At 54.9% G+C, this 21,281-nt stretch carries 17 protein-coding genes; 3 read left to right on the forward strand and 14 right to left on the reverse strand.

What is annotated here, in order from left to right:
• Window positions 1–72: 72 nt before the first annotated feature.
• The 7 genes from FD38_RS06555 to FD38_RS06585 form a co-directional block, all read right to left on the reverse strand.
• Window positions 73–702, reverse strand: coding sequence for a histidine phosphatase family protein (locus FD38_RS06555; protein WP_057732513.1), 630 nt, complete (start codon window positions 700–702; stop codon window positions 73–75).
• A gap of 16 nt (window positions 703–718) precedes the next feature.
• Window positions 719–1,633, reverse strand: a complete 915-nt coding sequence (locus FD38_RS06560) for a DMT family transporter (RefSeq protein WP_057732515.1) — start codon at window positions 1,631–1,633, stop codon at window positions 719–721.
• Between the two features lie 585 nt (window positions 1,634–2,218).
• On the reverse strand, window positions 2,219–2,902 hold the full coding sequence (locus FD38_RS06565) for a methionine ABC transporter permease (protein ID WP_057732516.1): 684 nt from the start codon (window positions 2,900–2,902) through the stop codon (window positions 2,219–2,221).
• Complete coding sequence (locus FD38_RS06570) at window positions 2,903–3,967, reverse strand: methionine ABC transporter ATP-binding protein (protein ID WP_083485298.1); 1,065 nt, start codon at window positions 3,965–3,967, stop codon at window positions 2,903–2,905.
• Window positions 3,968–4,025: 58 nt separating this feature from the next.
• Window positions 4,026–4,829 carry a MetQ/NlpA family ABC transporter substrate-binding protein gene (locus tag FD38_RS06575; RefSeq protein ID WP_057732518.1) on the reverse strand — a complete coding sequence of 268 codons (804 nt, stop codon included), beginning with the start codon at window positions 4,827–4,829 and terminating at the stop codon, window positions 4,026–4,028.
• A gap of 546 nt (window positions 4,830–5,375) precedes the next feature.
• Entirely contained in the window at window positions 5,376–5,924 is a 549-nt protein-coding gene (locus FD38_RS06580) for a DNA-3-methyladenine glycosylase I (protein ID WP_057732520.1), read from the reverse strand.
• A gap of 109 nt (window positions 5,925–6,033) precedes the next feature.
• Window positions 6,034–7,674: a peptide ABC transporter substrate-binding protein gene (locus FD38_RS06585; RefSeq protein ID WP_057732522.1), complete on the reverse strand. Its 1,641-nt coding sequence runs from the start codon at window positions 7,672–7,674 to the stop codon at window positions 6,034–6,036.
• Window positions 7,675–8,085: 411 nt separating this feature from the next.
• On the opposite strand from FD38_RS06585, the gene FD38_RS06590 reads away from it, so the two are divergent.
• On the forward strand, window positions 8,086–10,338 hold the full coding sequence (locus tag FD38_RS06590) for a glycoside hydrolase family 3 C-terminal domain-containing protein (RefSeq protein ID WP_057732524.1): 2,253 nt from the start codon (window positions 8,086–8,088) through the stop codon (window positions 10,336–10,338).
• A 56-nt stretch (window positions 10,339–10,394) separates the two neighbouring features.
• Here the strand turns inward: FD38_RS06590 and FD38_RS06595 are convergent, their stop codons facing one another.
• The 5 genes from FD38_RS06595 to FD38_RS06615 form a co-directional block, all read right to left on the reverse strand.
• Window positions 10,395–10,844 carry a GNAT family N-acetyltransferase gene (locus FD38_RS06595; protein ID WP_057732526.1) on the reverse strand — a complete coding sequence of 150 codons (450 nt, stop codon included), beginning with the start codon at window positions 10,842–10,844 and terminating at the stop codon, window positions 10,395–10,397.
• 13 nt (window positions 10,845–10,857) lie between these two features.
• Window positions 10,858–11,841, reverse strand: coding sequence for a choloylglycine hydrolase family protein (locus FD38_RS06600; protein ID WP_057732528.1), 984 nt, complete (start codon window positions 11,839–11,841; stop codon window positions 10,858–10,860).
• 162 nt (window positions 11,842–12,003) lie between these two features.
• Window positions 12,004–15,171: an AAA family ATPase gene (locus FD38_RS06605; RefSeq protein ID WP_057732530.1), complete on the reverse strand. Its 3,168-nt coding sequence runs from the start codon at window positions 15,169–15,171 to the stop codon at window positions 12,004–12,006.
• Complete coding sequence (locus FD38_RS06610) at window positions 15,171–16,301, reverse strand: exonuclease SbcCD subunit D (RefSeq protein ID WP_057732532.1); 1,131 nt, start codon at window positions 16,299–16,301, stop codon at window positions 15,171–15,173. Before FD38_RS06610 ends, FD38_RS06605 begins: the two co-directional genes overlap by 1 nt.
• A 3-nt stretch (window positions 16,302–16,304) precedes the next feature.
• Window positions 16,305–16,877 (reverse strand): DNA-3-methyladenine glycosylase I, encoded by a 573-nt coding sequence (locus tag FD38_RS06615; protein ID WP_083485299.1) that lies wholly within the window; start codon window positions 16,875–16,877, stop codon window positions 16,305–16,307.
• Between the two features lie 222 nt (window positions 16,878–17,099).
• Between FD38_RS06615 and FD38_RS06620 the strand changes: the two genes are divergently transcribed.
• Both FD38_RS06620 and FD38_RS06625 read left to right on the forward strand, forming a co-directional pair.
• On the forward strand, window positions 17,100–18,032 hold the full coding sequence (locus tag FD38_RS06620) for a matrixin family metalloprotease (protein ID WP_057732535.1): 933 nt from the start codon (window positions 17,100–17,102) through the stop codon (window positions 18,030–18,032).
• Window positions 18,033–18,173: 141 nt separating this feature from the next.
• The gene (locus FD38_RS06625; protein WP_057732537.1) at window positions 18,174–19,124 is read left to right on the forward strand and encodes a GH25 family lysozyme; all 951 of its coding nucleotides are present in this window, start codon (window positions 18,174–18,176) and stop codon (window positions 19,122–19,124) included.
• Between the two features lie 113 nt (window positions 19,125–19,237).
• Here FD38_RS06625 and FD38_RS06630 read toward each other — a convergent pair whose 3' ends face one another.
• Together FD38_RS06630 and FD38_RS06635 are read right to left on the reverse strand one after the other, a co-directional pair.
• Window positions 19,238–20,359: a family 8 glycosyl hydrolase gene (locus tag FD38_RS06630; protein ID WP_057732539.1), complete on the reverse strand. Its 1,122-nt coding sequence runs from the start codon at window positions 20,357–20,359 to the stop codon at window positions 19,238–19,240.
• 20 nt (window positions 20,360–20,379) lie between these two features.
• Window positions 20,380–21,039: a hypothetical protein gene (locus FD38_RS06635; protein WP_057732541.1), complete on the reverse strand. Its 660-nt coding sequence runs from the start codon at window positions 21,037–21,039 to the stop codon at window positions 20,380–20,382.
• Window positions 21,040–21,281 lie beyond the last annotated feature (242 nt).

Below are 21,281 nucleotides of genomic sequence, written 5' to 3' on the forward strand. Positions count from 1 at the left end.
GATTTCTAGGACCAATTTTTAACTACTGGAATTTAGGGACTTATGTCCCAAACTCTCGTGAAATTTAGGACTTTAAAGACCCAACCGGGTGAGACTATAGCCCCGCAGGTACCGGTGCCCGGTAGCGGGATCAACGGTCATGCGGGTCAGACTGGCGTTACGGGGTTCGGGAAGGGCTTGGGACGTCCCCAATCCCAACATCAGTAACGCCGCCAGCTTAATGGTCAAGCCGTGGCTCACCACTAAGATGTGTTCGTAGGGATGATCGACCACTAATTCGGCCACCAGCTGGCCCACGCGCGCTTGAATTTGACGGTAACTTTCGCCCCCAGTGCGGGGCAACCAGTCCGGTAAGACTTCGTGGGTCAAGGGATCGAAAGCGTCCGGATAGCGTTTCTGTAACTCGGCGGTGGACTGCCCCGTCCAATCGCCGTAGTCGCCCTCGACCAAGCGCTGATCCAACGTCAGCGGTAAGGTGTCCGCCGATCCCGTGGTCAGAATCGCCGCGGTTTGCCGGGTCCGCTGTAACGGACTGACCACAATGCGGTTGTAATCGGTCATTTCTAGGTGCGCTAACAGATCCTGCACCTGCCGTTCTCCCGTGCTAGTCATCAGCGTCACGGCCGTATCCAGCTGCCCCTGAATCATGTGACTCACGTTAGCGTGCGTTTGACCGTGGCGTACCCAATCGATCGTTGTCATCCTATCGCCCTCCCGGTTAGTTCTCTGACTCTTCGAAAACGGTCGTGACCTTCCGCCGCCCCCGTTGTAACAGGTAAATGGCCACGATGACCAGGACGGAACCAATCACTTCAGCTAGGGTAATTTTAAGACTTAAGAAGAGAATCGACAAGACAAACGTCATCACGGGCTGCGTCGCGTCCACGATACTGATCACGTCGGACGGCGCAAAGTGACTACTGTAAAGCAACAGGGAGAACGGTAAGATGGTCCCCACCAGAATCACGGTGCTCATAGACGCCAGTAAACCGGTGGTCAACGGGGGCGTATTGACCCAGACCGGATGGTTGAGATTAAAGACGATCCCGGCGATCAACGTTCCCCAACCCAAGACGGTGATGGGTGAATGACCGTTATCTCTGACCAGCGTCCGGGGTAAGACCACGTAACCGGCCGCGGTGATCCCGGACCCAATGCCCCAAAGCAAAGAATCGAAGGGAATCGCCAGCTGGGAAATGTTCCCCCGGGTAATCGCCAAGAAGACCCCAATCATGGCCACCACAAAGGCCACCATGTCGCTCCGTAACGGCCGCTCGTGCTTAAAGAGGAAGCTGCCCAAAACGATAAATAAGGGGCTTAAGTATTGCAGGATGGTCGACGCGGCGGCGTTCCCGGTCTGCACGGACATGTAGAAGGTCAACAGATTGGCCCCCAGCCCGATGATGGCGTAGGCCACTAACCACGCGATTTCGCGTAGGCTACCAAAGACGGCGAACGTTTTCTTACCATATAAAACCAAACTAATCAGCAACAAAACAACTCCGGCACCCAAGGTTCGAGCGGATAAGAACCAACTGGCCGGGATGTCCTGACCCTGAGAGATAAACTGTAACACGGTCCCGGAAACCCCAAACATGGTCGACGCCACGGTCGCCCAGAAGATTCCCTTCATGATACTGCCAGTTGGCGTATTTACTGTTTTCAACGCGCAAAATCCTCGCTTTCGTTCACCATTTTTAATTTTCTAATTCTAACGAATCATGATTAAAATTTGCTAACAAACGGATACTTTTTCAATAATTTATTTAACAGCGGATGGAATAAAAAATGTAATCGAAGAGGCCTAGTGCTGGTTGAGCGGAGTTGTCGATTGCTTCCGCTCAGCTGGGCCGTGACGACCGTGGGCACGACTTCGAGCCACGCAAAGACCGCGTGTCTTGAAGTTCGGCCTTGTGGTAAGCCAGCTAAGAACGCTGGCCAACCACAATTTCACGGTCTGAGCCCATCTGAGCTCCAGCAATCTTAATGCTGGTGATGATCCCGCCATTTAAACTTAACTGCCACCGTAGTAGAGTAGCGCCAATGTTTTTTTCATGTTCAGCACGGGCAAACAACCCGCCAGAACAACAAGTCAATGTCACCACTATTTTCTGACCAACTAGCACTGCGCATAACCGAATATAAATTTCATTATAAAAAACTTTCCAGACAAAAAGACGTGATCCGCTAAGATCACGTCTTGTCTGTTAACTTAAGGCTAGGCGCTGTGGTCCACGTGACGGGCCAGTAAGTCCCCGCATAGCTGAATCGCAAAGACAATCACCAGGATGATCAACATGGCCAGGATGGTCACGTCACTTTCAAAGCGACTGTACCCGACGTTGATGGCCAGGTTCCCCAAGCCACCCCCACCGATGGCCCCGGCCATGGCGGTCAGGTCGATCAGACTGATTAAGGTTAGGACGGACGAGCGGATGATATCCGCCAGCCCTTCCTTGAGGTAGACCCGAAAGATAATCGCGATGGGCCCGGAACCGACCGCTTCGGCGGCTTCGATCACACCCCGGTCGACTTCGGCCAACGCATTTTGAATCTGCCGCGCGTAGAACGGGGCGGACCCGATGATCAACGGCACGATGGCCGCCGTGGTCCCAATCGCCGTTCCGACGATCAACCGGGTGACCGGCGCGATGACGGCCAGTAAGATTACGAACGGAATCGACCGGAACAGGTTGACCAGTTTATCGAGAATGTTATAGACGACCTTATTTTCGAGAATCCCACCAGGTTGGGTGACCGTTAAGCCGACCCCGATGGCCATCCCGATGATCCCCGCGATAATCGCGGTGAACAGGGTCATGTAAATGGTTTCGCCGGTGGCTTGGAGGAAATCACTCTTCATGGTCACCGCGTTAGGAAAATATTGGGCAAAGAGTTTCAACTAGGCCACCTCCGAATCATTTGGGTTGAGCTGCGTAACTTGGATTCCGGCATCCCGGCAATACTGCCAAGCCTGGTCCAGTTGGTCGGGTTCCCCGGCCATGACCACCACCAGGTTCCCCAGTGGCGTATCTTGCAGGATTTCCACGTTCCCGTACAGGATGTTGGAAACCACCTGGTAACGTTTGAACAGCTCGGTAATCAGCGGCGCATCGGTGCTGGCCCCCACGTACTTGAGTTGGACCAACCGGTGATGGTCGTCCAGCCCCAGTGCGTTGGCCTGCTTGTAAATCTTGTCGAGCGCTTGGTCGATCTGCGTGGCGGTATTGATGAAGTCGCGGGTCAGCTTCTGCTTGGGTTCGCTGAAGATGGTGACCAAATCACCGCGTTCGATGATTTCGCCGTCTTCCATCACGGCCACCTTGTTGCAGATTTCCTTGACGGCTTCCATTTCGTGGGTGATCAACACCACCGTCAAGCCCAGGTCCTTGTTCAATTGCTTGAGCAATTCCAAGATCGCCGTGGTGGTCTTGGGATCCAGGGCGCTGGTGGCTTCGTCACTGATCAGGATTTCGGGGTCGTTGGCCAGCGCCCGCGCGATAGCGACCCGCTGCTTTTGGCCCCCCGACAGTTGCGCCGGGTAGTCGTTGGCCTTTTCGCTCAACCCAACCAGGTCTAATAACTTAGCGACCTTTTCCTTGCGTTGCGCGTGGGTCAGCTTCCCCCCCTTGAGCGGGTAATCCACGTTATCGGCGATGGTCCGGGCGTTCATCAGGTTGAAGTGTTGGAAAATCATCCCAATTTTCGTCCGCGCCTGGCGCAAGTCCTTGGCCTTCATGGCGAGGATGTCCTGACCGTTAACGATGACTTGCCCGGCTGTGGGCCGTTGAAGACGGTTAATCACCCGGACGAGGGTACTCTTCCCGGCGCCGGAATACCCGACTACGCCGTAGATGTCCCCCCGCTGGACATCTAACGAGACGTGTTTAACGGCTTGCACCGTTTGGCCTTTATTATGGAAGGTAACGTCAACATCCTTTAACTGAATAATCGTATCTTTGGTCACTATCGCATTCTCCTTACTCGCTATGCCGGTAATTCTTACTTAACGCCACGGATTACGGTTACCATGCTGGAACGGATAAGCCGTGGTAGTACTTCTTGATTAACTTCTTGGTTGACTCACTTTGGTAAGCCTTCACGATCTTCTGGTAGGTCTTGTTGTTCTTGTCAGACTTGTTCGCCGCAATGATGTTGATGTATGGAATGGAGGCCTTGTTCAGCTTTTCCTTGAAAATGCATTCGTTGTTCGGTAACTTCGCTTCGGCCGCAAATTCGTTGTTGACCACGGCACCCGCCGCATCCGACAAGGAACGTGGCGTCTGAGCAGCATCAACCGGCGTGATCTTTAACTTCAGCTTGTTTTCCGTGATGTTCTTAGGCGTTGGTAATTCTACCTTGTTGTCCACCTTGATCAAGCCAGCGGATTGCAGTAAGTGTAAAGCCCGGCCTTCGTTGGTCGAATCGTTAGGAATGGTGATTTGGTCACCCTTCTTGATGGCCGAGACGTTCTTGACCTTCTTGGAGTATAACCGTAGGGGTGCGCGCACGGTCTTCCCAATGGACACGATGTTGGTCTTGTGGGCCTTGTTCCAAGCTTGCATGAAGAACGTGTGTTGGAACGAGTTGATGTCGATTTCGTGGTTGGTCAGCGCCGCGTTAGGTTGGTTGTAATCCGTAAAGGTCACCAGCTTGATGTTGACGCCTTCCTTAGCCAACTTGGTCTTGATGGGCTTCCAAATCTTTTCGTCGGAACCCATGATCCCGACCTTGACCGTCTTATTGGAACTAGACTTGCCACAACCAGCAACGATTAATAATGGAATCAATAATAGAAATAACCAGGCAACTCGTTTAAATTGCTTCATTAGTAAAATCCCCTTTTCCCTCAAATTTAGATAATAGCTAAACTGCCAAGTGATTGAACCCGGACCAAAAGAAAAAGTCCGCTCCTAAGTTAATAGAAACGAACTTGTCGTGGTACCATTCTAGTTTAAGTCAGCGTTTAACGGCCGGCTCCTCATTAACACTCACCGGCAACCCGGGAAGTGCGTGCACGGTAATGAGTGCCGGTCATCGTCACCTCATTCTGAACGAACTCAGCAACGCCAATTCATTTCAGGCCATCTTCACCCCGGCGTGGGCTACCCGCTTGCAGCAAATCGCGGGCTCTCTATCAAACCATTACCGGTGGTTACTCTCCTGATCACATTGTTTTCAATCACTTAATTTACAAGTAAGTCTAATGCAACTTTAATTCGGTGTCAAGCCGAAGTGACAATAAATTTATTTATATCAAAACGCGTCAGACCGGCGTTTGGCCGCGAACCCCCCGCCAGCCTTGAAGAAATCGTTCTCAACTAAACCAGAATTCTCATCTAAATTTCAGATACTTACGGGTCACCATAATGGCCCTACTCATCCAAAATCTGATCCTGCAAAATACCGGCCGCCTTTAGAAACATGTGCGTGACCACCGGGCCCACAAACTTGCATCCGCGGCGCTTTAAATCCTTCGCGACCGCGGAACCGATGGTCGATTGATTGACAATTTCGTCACGCGTCACCACGGGTAATAGTAACGGCGTGCCGTTTACAAATTGCCACAGGTAGTCGGCAAAACTGCCGAATTCGGCTTGAATCTGGGTAATCGCCCGGGCATTTTGAATCGTGGCACGAATTTTACGAACGTTACGAATCATCTCATCGTCGCAGGCAATGCGTTCCACGTCGATTTCCAAATCGAACCCCGCCACTTGGGCAATGTCCATCCCCGCAAAGACGCGGCGGTAGACGGGTAACTTACTGGCGGCGGCCTGCCAACTGAGGCCCACCTGAAAGACGCCCACGGTCATGAGTTCAAACAAAATATGATCATCATGGGTCGGCGTCCCAAAGTAAGCATCGTACTCTTTCGTGCCATTGGTGTGCCACTGGTGTCCGTCGTCAACGGCAATGGTCATCGTGATCCCCTCCTCCGGCTTTAAGTGTACCATGCTCACCCAAAACTTGTCGCCGAGGTTAGCCGTTGATTTCGGTAGGCTTATCAGTCTAAGCAGAACCCGTCAAGACCTACTTGATATAAGCGTACTTGTAGCTCCACTGCGTGCCGGCCGTGTTGTGAATCACACCCTTAACCGTCGAGCGTTGGAGGTAAGCGTAGTCCGCCTGGTACAGTGGCGTAAAGCTTTGTTCCGTGTTCAACAGCTTAGCGGCTTGGACCATATCCTGCCACCGCTTTTCTGGCGTGGCGGCGTCCTGGTTTTGCGCCTTAGCGATCAGTTGGTCATAGGTCTTGCTGGACCACTTGCCGTAGTTCAACGAGTTAGAACTCAGCGGAATCTGCATGAAGGAGATCGGGTCGTTGAAGTCCGCGCCCCAGTGTGACAGGTACAGGTCAAAGTCACCGGATTGCGACCGTTGTTGGGCGACCTGTGCCGGAACGTTTTGGATGTTCAGCTTGAACCCGGGAAGTGTCTTTTCCAGTTGCCCCTTCAGGTACTGGGTCACGGTGCTGGCCATCGGGTCATCGTTCCCAGCCAGAACACTCAACTTGACTTCCTTAGTGCCCAACTGCTTAAGCGCCTTTTGCCATTTTTGCTTGGCTAGCGTCGGGTTGTAGGTCGTGGTGTTCTTAACGGCCTGTTGCTTAGCAAAATCTTCGCCGGTCTTGGGATCCTTAGCCAGGCCGCTCGTCACAAAGCCGGTCGGGGTCACGGACCCATCGCCTAAGACCTTCTTGGTCAACTGTTTCCGGTTAATGGACAACGCGATGGCTTGCCGCAAGTTCCGGTTACTCAGGGCCGCCCGCTTAGTCGCGTCGGTATCCTTAAAGTTATACTTCAGGTGAATCATGATGGAATACGGGTATTCCTTAAATTCGGAATCATTCTTGTAATTCTTCACTTGTTCGTTGGTCAGTTGGGCTAAATCCAGCTTCTTGTTTTGGTAGAGCCCCAACCCGGTTTGCTGGTTAGTAACCACTTGGTAGTTGATTTTGTGCAGCTTGACCACCTTGTTATCCCAGTAATCGTTGTTCTTCACGAACGACCAAGTGTTGCTGGTCCCCTTCCAGTTTTCAATCTTAAACGGACCGCTGTAGACCATGTATTGTGACTTGGTGGCGTACTTCTTGCCGTACTGCTTGACCACCTTTTCGTTTTGGGGGGCGAACAGCGGGTAGGCCATCAAAATCTTGAAGTAGGCCATTGGCTTGGTTAATTGGACCACCACGGTCTGCTGGTTCTTGGCGTGAATCCCAATCTTGTCGGGACTCATCTTACCGGCGATAATCTGATCACCGTTCTTGATGCCGGAGAACAGGTAGGTGTAAGTCGACTTCGTGGCCGGTGTCAACGTCCGGCGCCAGGAATACACGAAGTCCTTGGCGGTAATCTTGTCCCCGTTGCTCCACTTGGCGTTGTCGCGGATGTGGAAGGTCCAGGTCTTTTGGTCCTTGGACTCCTGAACCTTGTCGGCCAATCCCGGGGCGACCTTGCCGTCCTTACCTAACCGGTAGAAACTTTCAAACACGTTCCCGGTCTGCCCGTAGCCGGTGGCCTTGGCCAGGTCGATCGTATCCAGCTGCGCGGTGGCCGGCAACTTCAATACTTGCTTGGGCTGAGCGCTGGTCGTGGATTTCCCACAAGCGGCGAGCCCCACTCCTAACGCAACGACTGCGGTGACTAATCCTAAACTCGTCCATCTATTCATACCTGACACTCTCCCTTTCATTCCTCAATTTGGCGTGCAACCGCTGACGACAAAAAACGGGTATTCCCCCACGTTCATCGTGGAGAAATACCCGTTGACAGAAACTCTCGTCGTTATGTAAGGCTACGAGTTTGTCGGGGACCCCAAATGAACGCAACGCAAAAGGCACATGTTACATTCGCAACATGCGGCAACAAACCCTTGAACTTGGGTAGCGTTGGTTAACATTCGTGAGTCCCCTCCTTTGAATTTTATGTTCGTCTCGATTGCACTTTCTAAAAGTAACCCACTTCCGCCGACTTGTCAACGGTTATGATTTTTTGATGAGGAATGCCACTTCACCGGTAACATCTTCGGTCTGAAAACGGTATACTGGGTTTAAGCTGAACTCAGTAGAAAGGATTTGAACGTATGGACATCGAAAAGACGCTGGCGGCCCTCACGCTGCCGGAAAAAGCCGCTTTAGTTTCGGGAAAAAATAGTTGGTACACCGCGAAGATCGACCGCCTGGGGTTGCCCGCCCTGATGATGACGGACGGACCGTCGGGGTTGCGGAAACAAACCACGGCCACTAACGACCTCAACCAGTCGGTGCAGGCCATCACCTACCCGTCATCGGCGCTCAATGCCAGTTCCTGGAACACCAACTTGTTACGCCAATTGGGGGAACACCTGGGCATTGAGGCCCGCGCGGAACAAGTGAGCCTGCTCCTGGGCCCCGGCGTCAACCTCAAGCGCTCACCGCTGGGCGGGCGGAACTTCGAATACCTCTCCGAAGATCCGCTAGTCGCCGGCAAGCTGGGCACCGCCTACGTTCAAGGGGTCCAATCCCAACACGTGGGGGTCGCACTGAAGCATTTTGCCGCTAATAACCGGGAAAATCAACGCTTCACGGCCTCCAGCGACATGTCGCAACGGACCTTACGCGAGCTCTACCTCAAGACGTTTGAAATCATCGTTAAAAAAGCCCTACCCGCCACCGTGATGGCGTCATACAACCGCATCAACGGGGTCCTTAATTCCCAAAACCACTATCTGTTACGCGATATCTTACGGGACGAATGGGGCTTTCACGGCGCCGTCATGTCCGACTGGGGCGCTGTGGCCAACCACGCCGCGGCTCTAAGCGCTGGCTTGGACCTGGAAATGCCCGGAAAGGGTCAGGCGTCGATCGACGAAATCGTCAAGGCCATCGAAACCGGTGAACTCGACGAAGGGACCCTGAACAAGTCCGTTCGGCACCTGTTACACCTGATTCAGGATTGTCAGGCCGCTCCGCAGGCCAAGACCTACGACCACGCCGCGCACCACCAATTCGCCCGTAAGCTGGCCGATGACAGTATCGTTCTGCTGAAAAACACCCAAAACGAATTACCGTTGCGCCCCGACAAAGCCGGGAAACTAGTCGTGGTGGGCGAGCTAGCCAAGCATCCCCGTTACCAGGGTGCCGGCAGTTCCCACGTCAACCCGACTCACCTGGTCACCCCTCTCGACGCCTTAGCCGACAGTGGGCTGAGTGCCACTTATTATCCGGGTTACCGCCTCGACGATGACGAGACCGACGAACAACTGGCCGACGCCGCGTTAGCCGCCGCCAAGACCGCCGATCACGTGGTGGTCTTTGCCGGCTACCCCGCCGAAGAGGAGTCCGAAGGTTTCGACAAGACCGACATCCTGTTGCCCGAAAATCAAACGGAATTGATTGGTCGGTTAGCCAAGATCAACGCGCACACCACGGTGGTTCTCCAGAACGGTTCCGTCCTCGAAATGCCGTGGATCGAAAACGTGGCCGCGGTGGTCGAGACCTATTTGGCCGGTGAAGCCGTGGGTGAAGCCACCTGGGACATTCTCACCGGTAAGGTCAACCCCTCGGGCCACTTGGCCGAAACCTTCCCGCTGCAATTGGCCGACACGCCCATGGCACCAACCTTTGGCCAGGACCCACACCACGAATACTATTCCGAAGGCATTTTCATGGGGTACCGGTACTACGACACCCACGAAATGCACGTCCTCTTCCCGTTTGGTCACGGGTTGAGCTACACCACCTTCGAATACACGAATCTAGAAACCCAGGCCGATGCGCACGGCGCGACCATCACCTTCGACGTCACGAACACGGGGCAGGTCGCCGGCAAGGCGGTTCCCCAACTCTACGTGGCGAACCACGCGTCCCATGCGCCGATGCCGACCAAGGAGCTGCGGGCCTTTACGAAACTCGCCGTGGCGCCGGGTGAGACCCAAGCGGTCACCCTCCACCTCAACCGGCAGGACTTTAGCTGGTGGCGGGAACGCAAACACCGCTGGCAGGCCGATACCGGCGATTACGAAGTGATGATTGGGGAATCGTCCCGCGATATCCGGCTGCAAACCAAACTTACCATGAACTTCGAGAACGCCCCCGCGCCACTTTCACTGGAAAGCTACCTCTACCGGGTCATTGGCGATCCGCGGCTCAAGGGCCTTTTCCAGCGAATTGTGATTACGCCGCTCTCCCAGCCCGACGTGCCCGCCAACTTCTTTAGTGAATTGGACGCCGACGGCCAACCGTTAGCCTTTCATAACCGCATGTTCCTGAACATGCCCCTACGCGCCTTGATTGCCCTGGGTACCCCGGATAAACCCATCAAAACCTTTATCCGCCAGGCCAACCAAGACCGCTAAGACCACCAAAAAAACTGGACCCTTCGCCGTTTAAGCGAAGGGTCCAGTTTTGCGTTTTATTGAATTGGCAAGATCATGTCGAGGTGCGGAATGCCCGTGTCCAGGTACACTTCGCTGACGGATTGAAACCCAAACGCCGCGTAAAAGTCCTGGAGGTAGGCCTGCGCTTCGATGTCGATTTGGCGCACGTCCGGCCATTGTTGTCGGATCGTTCGAATCGCTTGCGTGACTAATTGCCGGCCCAAGCCTTCCTTACGAGCGGACGGGGCCACCACGACGCGGCCAATCTGCACGTGCTGGTGAGCGCCCGGAATCAGTCGGGCGTACGTCTTCAACTCATTTTGGTCGTTAATGCCCAGCAAATGGACGGCGACCCGGTCGTTAACGTCGACTTCTTGATAGGCGCAGTTCTGCTCCACCACAAAAACGGCAGTCCGGAGCTGGTAAATCGCCCATAGCTCGTCCGTGGTCAGTTGGTCAAAGGTTCTGATTCGGTAATTAATCATCGGCACGACTTCCTTAGTTTAAGGTTTGGATGTGAACCTGATGATTCAACGGGTACTCCGTTGGCGTGTGGCAGTTTTCCAGCAGGTCGTCGGTCAACGCCAGGGCCTGGAGTTCCTGATTATCATAGGGTTCCATGTAGTAGGTGTGATTCTCTAACCCCATGTAACCGCGATACTGCGTGTAGTCGCTGGTCCCATCGGCCTTGAGTTTCACTCCCTTAGGAATCGTAACGCTATCCAGCAGGTGTTGCAACAGGTTTAACGTGCTAGGCGTGTCGGCCGTAGGTTGGCTGAAGTGCTTGGCAAATACGGTGCGCACGAACCGGGATGGTGACGTGTAGTCCCCCGGTAAACCCAGTGCCCCCGTCCCCGGTCCCTGGGTCTTTGACTGGTAGCCCAGGTAATCGTTTAAGGGCCGTTCTTCGGCCGTGAGGGTTCCGTAAGTGCTCAAGTTCTGAAGGTGCCACCCAAATTCCGGTGAATTGGTCATCACGCCCACCGGGTTATCGATCAAATGCAGGTCGTGGCTCGTGGCTTCTAACACGGCCGTGGCTCCCGTCGAATCACTAACGATAAAGTGTAGCGGCGTCACCACCTGTAATAAGGCGACCGGCACGTTGACCAGTTGGATGGTCTTCACCAGTTCGCCCAGTTCCGCCACGCTACCAGCATTCCCCAGGGCCCACGCGGTAAAGTCGTGTGGGGCCAAGCCTAATTTATCACTCGCCGCCTGGTCGACGTACGCCGTGTTGCCTGGGAAGTACAGTGCCGCGACCCCGAGGCCCTTTTCGTTGACCCCGTCGACAAATAGCTCGTGACCTAAGCTCCGGCCGGCCCCCACGAACCCGTAGGTGGTGGTAAAGTCGCCGGCATCCCCCTTCACCGTGCGGTTACGCGGCATAAACATCGGCCGACCGTTCAATTCAAAGGCAAAATCCATCGTCCGGGCTAAAAAGTGGTCGCCACGGCTATTTTCATACGTCAAACTGGTACACATTCTGGTCATCCCATTTCTACTTAATTATTGAACCATTCTACCCTCTTTCTTAAAGCTTTGCACGGATAATCGTTGATTATATAACTAATTTCGCAAAAATCGAAGAAATCCCTTCGTACCGCCCTTTAACGGTTTAAGGGGCTAGGAATCACCATCTCATTTTTACCCGTTTTCGTGAATCTGATACTTCAGGTGACTTTCCCCGTTTCCTTGAGCCACGACCTGTAACTGGTTCGGCACCTGCGCGCGTAATTCGCTCACGTGGCTAATGATACCGATCATCCGGTGCCGGCCTTCGATCGTCTCTAGTGACTCTAGTGCGGTCATCAGGGCGTCTTCGTCCAGCGAACCGAAGCCTTCATCGATGAACAACGCGTCGACGTCCACGCTTCCGGTGGTCCGTTGGATAACTTCACCCAGTGCCAGCGCTAAGGCGAGGGCCGCAATGAAGCTTTCCCCGCCGGAAAGGGTGTGTACACTCCGTTGTTCCCCTACGTGGTCGTCATAGACGTTGATTTCCAGCCCCGAATACTTCTTAGAGGCCGCGGGGGCATCGTCGATCACAAACTGGTACCGACCGTTGGTAAGTTGCTGGAGGCGATGATTACCTACCAGTAAGATCTGGCGCAGATAGGTTTGGAGCACATAACGTTCCAAGCCCAACTTGCTATTCGGGCCGTCCCCGTTCAAGACACCCGCCAATTCGTCTAAGGCTTGGGTCTGCTGTAAGGCGGTTGCCTGCGCGGCAAGTTGTTGTTGCAGGCGTTGAACCAATTCCGCGTTCCGCTGCCACTGCTGCTGGGCGGCGTACCGGTCCGCCTGGAGCTGGGTGACCTGAGCTTGGGCGGCGGTCAACGCCGCCTGGGTCTTGGCCCGGTCCGGTTGTGCCTGGTCGGCTAACCGTTGCCGTAACTCCGCGATGGTTGCGGCGGCTTGGGTCTGGGCCGTGCGGAAGTCCTGCAACCGTTGCCGGTAGGTAGGCACTTGGTCTAGTTGGGCCAACTGCTGGATCACCGTTGCCGTGGTTGCGGGCGTCAGCGCCAACTCGTGGGCGGCCATAGCGGCGGTAACGGCGGCTTGGGCAGTCGTCACCCGTTGCTGACTTTGAGCCAGTTCGTCAGTGGCCGTCTGCAAGTCGCTTTGGGCAACGGCCAACGCCTGTGTGGCGGCGGTGACTTGTTGTTCTAGCGCGGTCCAGTCCCGTTGATGGGTGGTCAATTGTGTCTGCCGGGTCTGTTCCAGTTCGGTAAACTCCCGGAGCGTCAGGGCATCCGTCGGCAATTGCCGTTGCTGCGTGGTAAGTTCGACGCCCAGTCGCGTCACTTGCGTTTGCGCCGCTTGTGCCGCTTCCTGCGCCTGCTTTAACTCCGTCTGCTGGGTCTGGGCCGTGGCTTGTAGCTGCGTGAGTTGCGTTTGCGCCTGTCGGACCTGGGCCAACGCCTGTTGCACCTGGGTCTCCTGCTGCTGAACCGTCGTCTGAGCTTGACCTAGCGCCGTGCTAAACGCGGTCAATGACGCGTCGGTCGCCACATCCAGTTTAGCGGCCATGTCGTGTTTCAACGTCGTCGCTTGTTCCGTCACGGCGGCCTGCGCCTGGGCCAGCGCCGTTTGTTGTTGCGTCAGTTGCGTGGCCAACTGGGTGGCCGCTTGTTGCGCCTTGGTAGCGGCTTGCTGGGCCTGCTTGACCATGGCCGCTGTCACCGGCGTCGTGGCCGTGCTGACCGCGGGATGGGGATGGGTCGTGGCCCCACAAACGGGACACGGACTCCCCGGCGTTAACTGAGCACTCAATTCGGCGATTTGGGCTCGCAACCGCGCCTGATACCGGTCTTCCGCCGTGGCCTGTGCTTGTTCGGCGGCGGTGCGGGCCGTTTTAGCTTGCGCCGTTAGCGTGGCGATTTGGGCCGCCTGATCGTTCAAGTCTTGTTGGTCCGCCGTCAACTGGGTCAAACGCCGTTGCCAATCGGCGTAAGTCGCGACCGTTCGTTGTAGCGTCTGACTCTGGTCGTACCAGGTACCCTGTTGGTCAATCAGTGCTTGGGCTTGCTTTTGGGCCGTGGTCGTGGCGTCTAGCGCCGTCGTAAGGCGTTGAACTTCCGCTTGCGTCCGTTGCTGTGCGGTTTGCGCGGCGGTTTGCTGTCCCTGTAATTGGGCGATTTGTTGGTAAAGTGGCTTGATGGTCGCTTGTTGGGCAAGTTGGTCCTGTAAGGCCGTTATCTTTGCCGGTAACTCCGCGGCGGCCTGTTTGGCGGTTTGGGCCTGAGCTAGGCTGGCTTGGGCCTGGGTAACGTGCTGCTGGCGTTGGTCTCGCGCCGCCTGCCGTTGAGTAACGGCGGTCTGCGCCGTTTGCCACGCCTGCCACTGCGGGCGTAACCCTTGGACCCACTCCAATTCGGTGAGTTGAGCGCGCAATTGGGCCATGGCTGGCTCCCGCTGCTTTAACGCCGTTTGGGCCGTCAAGGTAGTCTGCAAGCGCTGCTGGTCGGCCAAAAATTGTTCTTCTTGGGTGTCCTGCCGCGTTAAGTCCGTCACGGTGCCTTGCGCCGCCTTCAATTGGGTAATCAGCGTCTGCTCATGTTCTCGCGTCGCCGTCTGTTGTTGGGCCATCAGCTTTAACAAGTCGTCGGTCTGATGATTGGCTTGCAAGTCACTGGCCGGTCCTTGATTGGCCGGCGTCCATTGCAGCTCGTTTTGCACGTGATCCAGGTCGGCCAGAGCCGCTTGATTAGCCCGTTGGCTTTGTCGCAATTGGGCCTTGAGGCGGTCCGCCCAGCGCGCGTAGACTGCCGTATCGAAGAGTTGTTCGAGCACCTGGGCCTTGGCGTCACTATCCGCCACTAAGAACCGGCGAAATTGACCTTGGGGGAGCAACACGATTTGGGCGAACTGCTTGCCGTCCATCTTCAACAGGTCCTGCAAAAAGTCCCGAACCTGCCCGATCTTGGTCAACTGCTTTTCTTCAGTGTCGTCGTGCCACACGGTTAACGTCACACTAGCCGTAACGGCGGTTAACCCGGTACCCCGCTTCTTCGCCAGGGTCTGGGCGGGTTCCCGCACGATTTGGTACCGCCGGTCGCGGTGGGTAAACCAAAATTCCACGCGAGTACGGTCGTGCGGAGTCGCAAAATCCGAACGCATCGCCGGGGCCTCCCGGTCGGTCCCCGACGTCTGGTCAAACAACGCGTAGCACATCCCGTCGAAGATGGTGGTTTTACCGCTCCCCGTCTTCCCGCTGATCAAGAAGAGCGGCGTAGTGGCAAACTTGGTGAAGTCGACGGTCGTATCCCGGTACGGTCCGAAGAATTCTAGGTGTAAGCTTAATGGTCTCATCAGTTTTCCCCCTTCTCGGCCGCCTGCAGTGCCGCTTTCGCCCAGGTCCGCTGTTGCGCGGTCAACTCATGTTGGGTCACCTGTTCAAAGAAATCTCCCATTAACGTTAGCGGGTCACGCTGCGTTTCTTGCGTCGTCATCACCTTGGGCGTCACCGTCAACTGGTTCACCCGTTTTAATTCAATGATGCGCGGGAAGCGGGTCTTCAACCGTTGCATGACGTTCGAGATTGGCGCGGTGTCCGTAAGTTCAATGGTCACGAAATCTTCCTTAGTCACCGGATACTGCTGCTGCGAATCCATCAAATGGTCAAAGCTGTCCTGCAAGACCACTAAATCGTGCAGCGGCGTCAACGGCTTAAAGGTGACCGTCACCGGCGTCGTCGCCGTATCCACGATCCAAACGCCCTTGGTATCGGCCGCTTCACTGGTCGAAAATTTCAACGGTGAGCCACTATACTTCATCGTGGGTTCGCTTTGGAGGGCTTCTTTGCGGTGTAAGTGGCCCAACGCCACGTAGTCAAAGTCGCGCAAAAGATCGGTCGGGACGGCGTTCAAGCCGCCGACCTGCACCAAGGTTTCGGAGTCACTATGTTGGCTCCCCGCCGCGAAGAAGTGGGCGACCAGCACGTGTTTTTTAGCCGGATCAAAGGTCGCCTTCATGGCCGCGACTAAGCGCACCATGGCCTGCGTGACCGTGCGGATGTCATCATCGGCGAATAATTGACGCACCGCAAATGGCTCAAAGTAGGGCAATAAGAAAAACTGGGTATCCCCCACCGTCACCGGGTGCAAGCCTTCCGCCACCGTCGTCTTCAAATAAAAGTGGGTGCTCGCAAACCATTCGCGGCCGTAGCCTAACCGGACCGCGGAGTCGTGGTTCCCACTGATTGCTAGAATCGGCAAGTGTTCCTGCCGGTTCAGATCCACCAACATCTGGTCCAGGACCGCCACCGCATCTTCGCCCGGCAAAGCCCGGTCGTACAGGTCCCCCGCGATGACCACCGCATCCACTTTCTCGGCCAACGCAATGGCCTTAATCTGACGATACGCATCCCGCTGTTCCGTTAGCAGGTCGTACCCGTGAAGTTTCTTCCCGATATGCCAATCGGCTGTATGTAAAAAACGCATGGTTTACCGCCCCTTTCGTTGATTTTCTGGTGCCCAATCACAGGTTACCAAATGGTCGTTGATCAAGCCCGCCGCTTGGAGAAACGAGTAAACGGTGGTCGGCCCCACAAACTTGAAGCCCCGTTTCTTCATTTCCCGGGAAATCAGGCGGGCCAGATCCGTGGTCGCGGGCAATTGGTCGGCGGTCGTAAAGTGGTGCCGAATGGGTTGCCCCCCGACGAAGGCCCAGAGCCAGGTACTAAAATCGCTTCCCGCCGGCCAGTGTAAGATGACCTGCGCGTTGTTGACCGTGGCCGCCAGCTTGAGCCGGTTGCGGATGATGCTGGCGTCCTGCTGTAACCGCGCCAAGTCCGCCGGCGTCATGGCCGCGACCTGTGCTAAATCATAGTGGTAAAAGGCCCGTTGAAACGCCGCACGCTTATTGAGGACTGTCTGCCAACTCAGTCCCGCCTGATAGGTTTCCAAACATAATAGTTCGAACAACCGCTGATTATCGTGAAGGGGTCGTCCCCATTCCGTATCGTGATACCGCTGTAAACTAGGCGACTGTTCCGCCCAAGGACACCGTGTGACCATCATTCATTCCTCCTAAAAATCGTTACCCTTACTATACCAGATTTCCGTCGAAAACGAACATATATTCCCCTTTAAATTCTATTATGAAACCGGCTCCATTCCCGCTAAACAGGTAATCGGGTCATCATTTGTCGCGGCTGTTTTGCTTGACCCACCCCGGTGAAAGTCATATGCTATTGTCAACTATAACTATGTTTTGGGGATTTGAGGAGGTTATCTATCATGCGTACCACACATCGATTCAAGATCCACTCCGTGTTTGTGGCAGCCGCCGCTGCCCTCTTAGTGACGCCCGTTGCCGTAAGTGGCACGGTGACGGCTCAGGCCGCCAGCGTGAAGCCCACGACCAGTGTGCTGAAGAAAAGCAACAGCTATTACCGTAAGAACGCTAAGACGCTGGGCAAGAAGTACAAATTAGCCTACGACGCCCAGACCGCGCTCAAGAAGAACGGTAAGGCGGTCGTGTGGGTCAATACGTCCGACAAGCAACTTAAGCAAAGCGTGCAACTCGCCATGGACTATTGGAACCACAAACTGGGCAAGAAAGAATTTACCAAGGGAACGAAAAAGTCCCACACCCTCACGTTCTCGGTCTCCCATGCGCAGGCATCCAAGAGTGACAATAGCGATGCTTGGTGGACTCCGGCAACCAAGAAGGTCCAAATTCGTTGGTCCTATTATCAAGACGCCCAAAAGGACATTGCCCAACGAATGAGTGCACCGTACCAAACGGCCTTTGACCACCAATACCAGGCAACCATCACGGCGACTGCTAAGAAGAACTTAGCCGCACAGGGCGTCAGCACGACCGCTAACAACTACAGCGCCCTAGTTGAACAGGAAGAGGTCAAGGTCGCCGAGAGCTTACCAGCCTTCCAGACGGTCAACAAGACGTTAACGGCCATTAATAATTCCGTGGCCGCACAAGGTCGGATGTACGAATACGCCGGCACGATCGCCCACGAATTCGGCCACACCATGGGGTTGAACCATTCCCCGAACGCTAAAGACCTGATGTACTTCGAAAGTGGGACCAACAAGATTTACAGCTACAAACAAGTCACGACTACCATGAAGACGTACAATCCCGTCACCACTACCGACAAGGCCCGTGCGCAACTAGCCTTGAAGATTTACGTGGCCGCTCATAAATAGAGTCCGACAACCCACACCCGTTTTTTTGCGGCGTGTGGGTTTTGTCTTGCAATCGAACTGTAATTAATTGTAAATTTGTGGTAACCTCCGCGCACGGAATCCCGTGTACAATATAGTCGATAAAGACTGAGGAGGATTTCTATGCAAAACAAGTTACGTCGATTCGGTATCGGTTTAGCCGCCATGGCCACCGTTGCGGCGGTCGGGATTGGGTTGAACACCACCACCGCTAGCGCTGCCGGCACTAAGATTGCCGATGTCTCGCAATATCAAGGGAATATTAACTGGACTAAGGCTTCGAAAGACTTAAAGTACGCGTTGATTCGTGTACAACACGGTAGCAAGGGCGACGCCGGTTACGTGGTTGATACCAAGCGTAACGTTAACGCCAACGGCGCCTACAAAGCTGGCGTGCCATTCGGTCAATACATGTTCGCTGAATTCACCAGCGTGAAGGACGCCCAACAAGAAGCCAAGGACTTTTACAAGCGGAGCAACAAGCACACCAAGTTCTTTGTCTTAGACGAAGAAAAGCGGATGAGCTCGGCCAAGAGTTCCGAACAAACCTACGTGAACGCCTGGTTAAAGACCATGCGGAAACTGACCAACAAGCCGTTGATCATGTACTCCGGTGAATACTATGCGACCGCGCACAAATTGAACTTCTCGAAGTTTGACGGTGCTTGGATCGCCAAGTATAGTTCCGTTAAACCCAGCGTACCGGGGGTCAAAGCCGACTTATGGCAATACACCAGTACCGGCCGGGTCTCCGGCATCAGTGGCAACGTAGACTTGAACAAGGCGTTACGGCCTTCCGTCGTAAACAGCTGGTTCAGTGGTAGTGCCACCCACGGGTCAACATCCGCAAGTTACTACACCACGGCTACCGGCGTTACCGGGGTTACCACCAAGAAGCCCGTTTACGAATACTCGTCTACCAGCTTCACCAAGGCTCACCGGGGCACCAAGGTGGCTAAGGGCTCTAAGTTAGCCGTCAAGGCCATCACTAAGAACAGTAAGAACGCTTACCGGTTCCAGTTGACCAACGGCAAATACGTCACGGCCAACCAAGCCTACGTGTCAACCTACTAATCTAACCAAGATTTCAAGCTTCAGTCGTCCATTTCGGTGGGCGACTTTTTTGTTAATCAAAAGCCGCGGGTTCTCGTCGGGATGACGAAAGCTCGCGGTTGATGATCTCATGTCTACTGGAGCGCCGTTAGCACCTGTAAGGTCGCCCCAAAGTAACTCTTTTTCTGAATTTTTTTCGGGAGTTGTTGTGCCAAACGGCGGTGTAACCCGGTCTTCTTAAGCGTCTTGGCGCCCAAATTGATTGGCGCGGTGAACGCCGGATTCGTGTAGTTGTTGACCGCCCGGCCGGCCAGCGTGTATCCCGCCGTCACGGTGTGGTGGCGCTTAAAGAACGTCAGTTGCTTGGTCAGGGCACGCTTGGTCACCCGGTCCTTCGTTAACTGGTAGGTCTGGGCCAGTCGCCACGGAACCCGACACGCGTTGTACCCGTACTGGTTATCGGTCCCCGACTCGATCTCCCCGGGCCGCACCGCGGTCAGCTTGAGGCTGGTCCCCCGTACCCGAATGAAGTCGGGAAACAGGCCCGTTTTGTGCCGTGCGCTCAGCTTCTGCACCGCCCGTTGACTCTGTTGCGCCACCCGGTTCCAGCGTTGGTTGCCCGTAAACTTAGCGAAGGTTTTAAAATAACCGGTCATCAGATCGCCGGTCCGCAGCTTACTGCGGTCAGTCGCCGTTGTGGCCCAGTTTCCCATCAAGGGTAGCGCCGTCGTGGGATTGATTTCGTGCGCCAGGATCGCCGTTAACAGCCGTTTAGCCGCCTGACGGTAGTTCGTCGTCCGACTGCCCCACTGCCGGTCGGCCAGGATCAACGCGTAGGCGATATCTAAATCGCCGTCGGTCGCGCTGTTGCGCTCACTGCCCACGCTAGTCAACTTACCGTTCCGTCGCGTTTGTTGCCAACACATCAGCGGGTTGGTGCTCGAGATCCGGTGCGCCCGGTAGTAACGGTAGAAGTGATTGAACGTCGCGTGCGTCCGGGCCCCCTGCTTTGCCGCGAGCACGGCCGCCAGCATCCCGTAGCCCTGACTTTCCGAAACCACCCGGGTCGCGCCCTGACCGTCGTTCATCCGCACGTATTGCTGGGACTTGCCGCCAACGTAGGCTCGTTGCCATTGCCCATACCAGGTCACCGCCTGGCTCTTGGCCTGTGCTGGTTGGGGTCGACCGATCAGAATTCCACCGGTCAGGAGTAGCACCAGCATTAAGCCCTTAATTTTCCATCCGCGTAATCGCATGTCCGTTCATCCCCCTCAAACTAGCTCAACCAAGAATCCAGTTCGAATTTCCGCATGGTGATGCGGTGGGCCGCCATCGCGGTCAACGCGCGAAGCTGGGCGGTTGCCGGATCTTGGGTCAGTTGCGTGGTCGCCGCGGTGACCTGGTCGCTGGGCAACACCCACTTGAGCGCCTCTAATTGTTGAAAAATCACCAGCAATTCCCGGTGGGCCGGCGTCAACGTCTGGGTCTGGACCTCGTGACCCAACTGGTCGCTCAAAGCTTGTTTGGCCGCGTCCGTGGGGACGTAAATGGTGTGCGGCATCAGGTTATTTTGAAAAATCACCTTTTCTACCAACTGGCGCCGTTCCAATTGCGGGCCAATGGTGTCGTAAACCGCATTGGCCAAATTCCAGCTGACCAGGAGTTTAAACACGTCTTCGGTTTGGTCACTCTGGTTTAAAGCGGCCTGAAGCCGTTGGGCGATCATTTGGAGACTCACGGGTAACGCGGCCGCTAACCGCGCCTGATTAGGGACCGTGACGTGCTGCTGATCAATCGTGATCAGCTTCTGCTGACGGAGGTCCAAAAAGGTCGCCAGCACCAGGTAGGCTTGCGTGGTAAACCGCGTCCGCAACACGGGCCGGTTCGTAATATTTTCCGTTAATAACAGATAATCCTGAGCAATTGGTAATTCCATAAAAGTTCCCCCTCACCAATTATTTCTTTTATTATATTCTGCTCGGCGTCAAAACGAAACCACCCGTTAGCCGCTTCCGGTTCTTTTCCCATTATATAGAAGTAAACTTCTTTTCCCAAAAGTCAAAAAGCGTCGAAATTTCAGCGATTTTTTGCATCTTTCGTGTTAAAATTAAGAGAAGATAATTAATCCTGAATTATTCACCAGAAACTCCAAAATCCCCATCAAACACATGATTCAAG

Origin of the sequence: Levilactobacillus zymae DSM 19395 (genome assembly GCF_001434115.1) — a bacterium.
GTDB lineage: Bacteria > Bacillota > Bacilli > Lactobacillales > Lactobacillaceae > Levilactobacillus > Levilactobacillus zymae.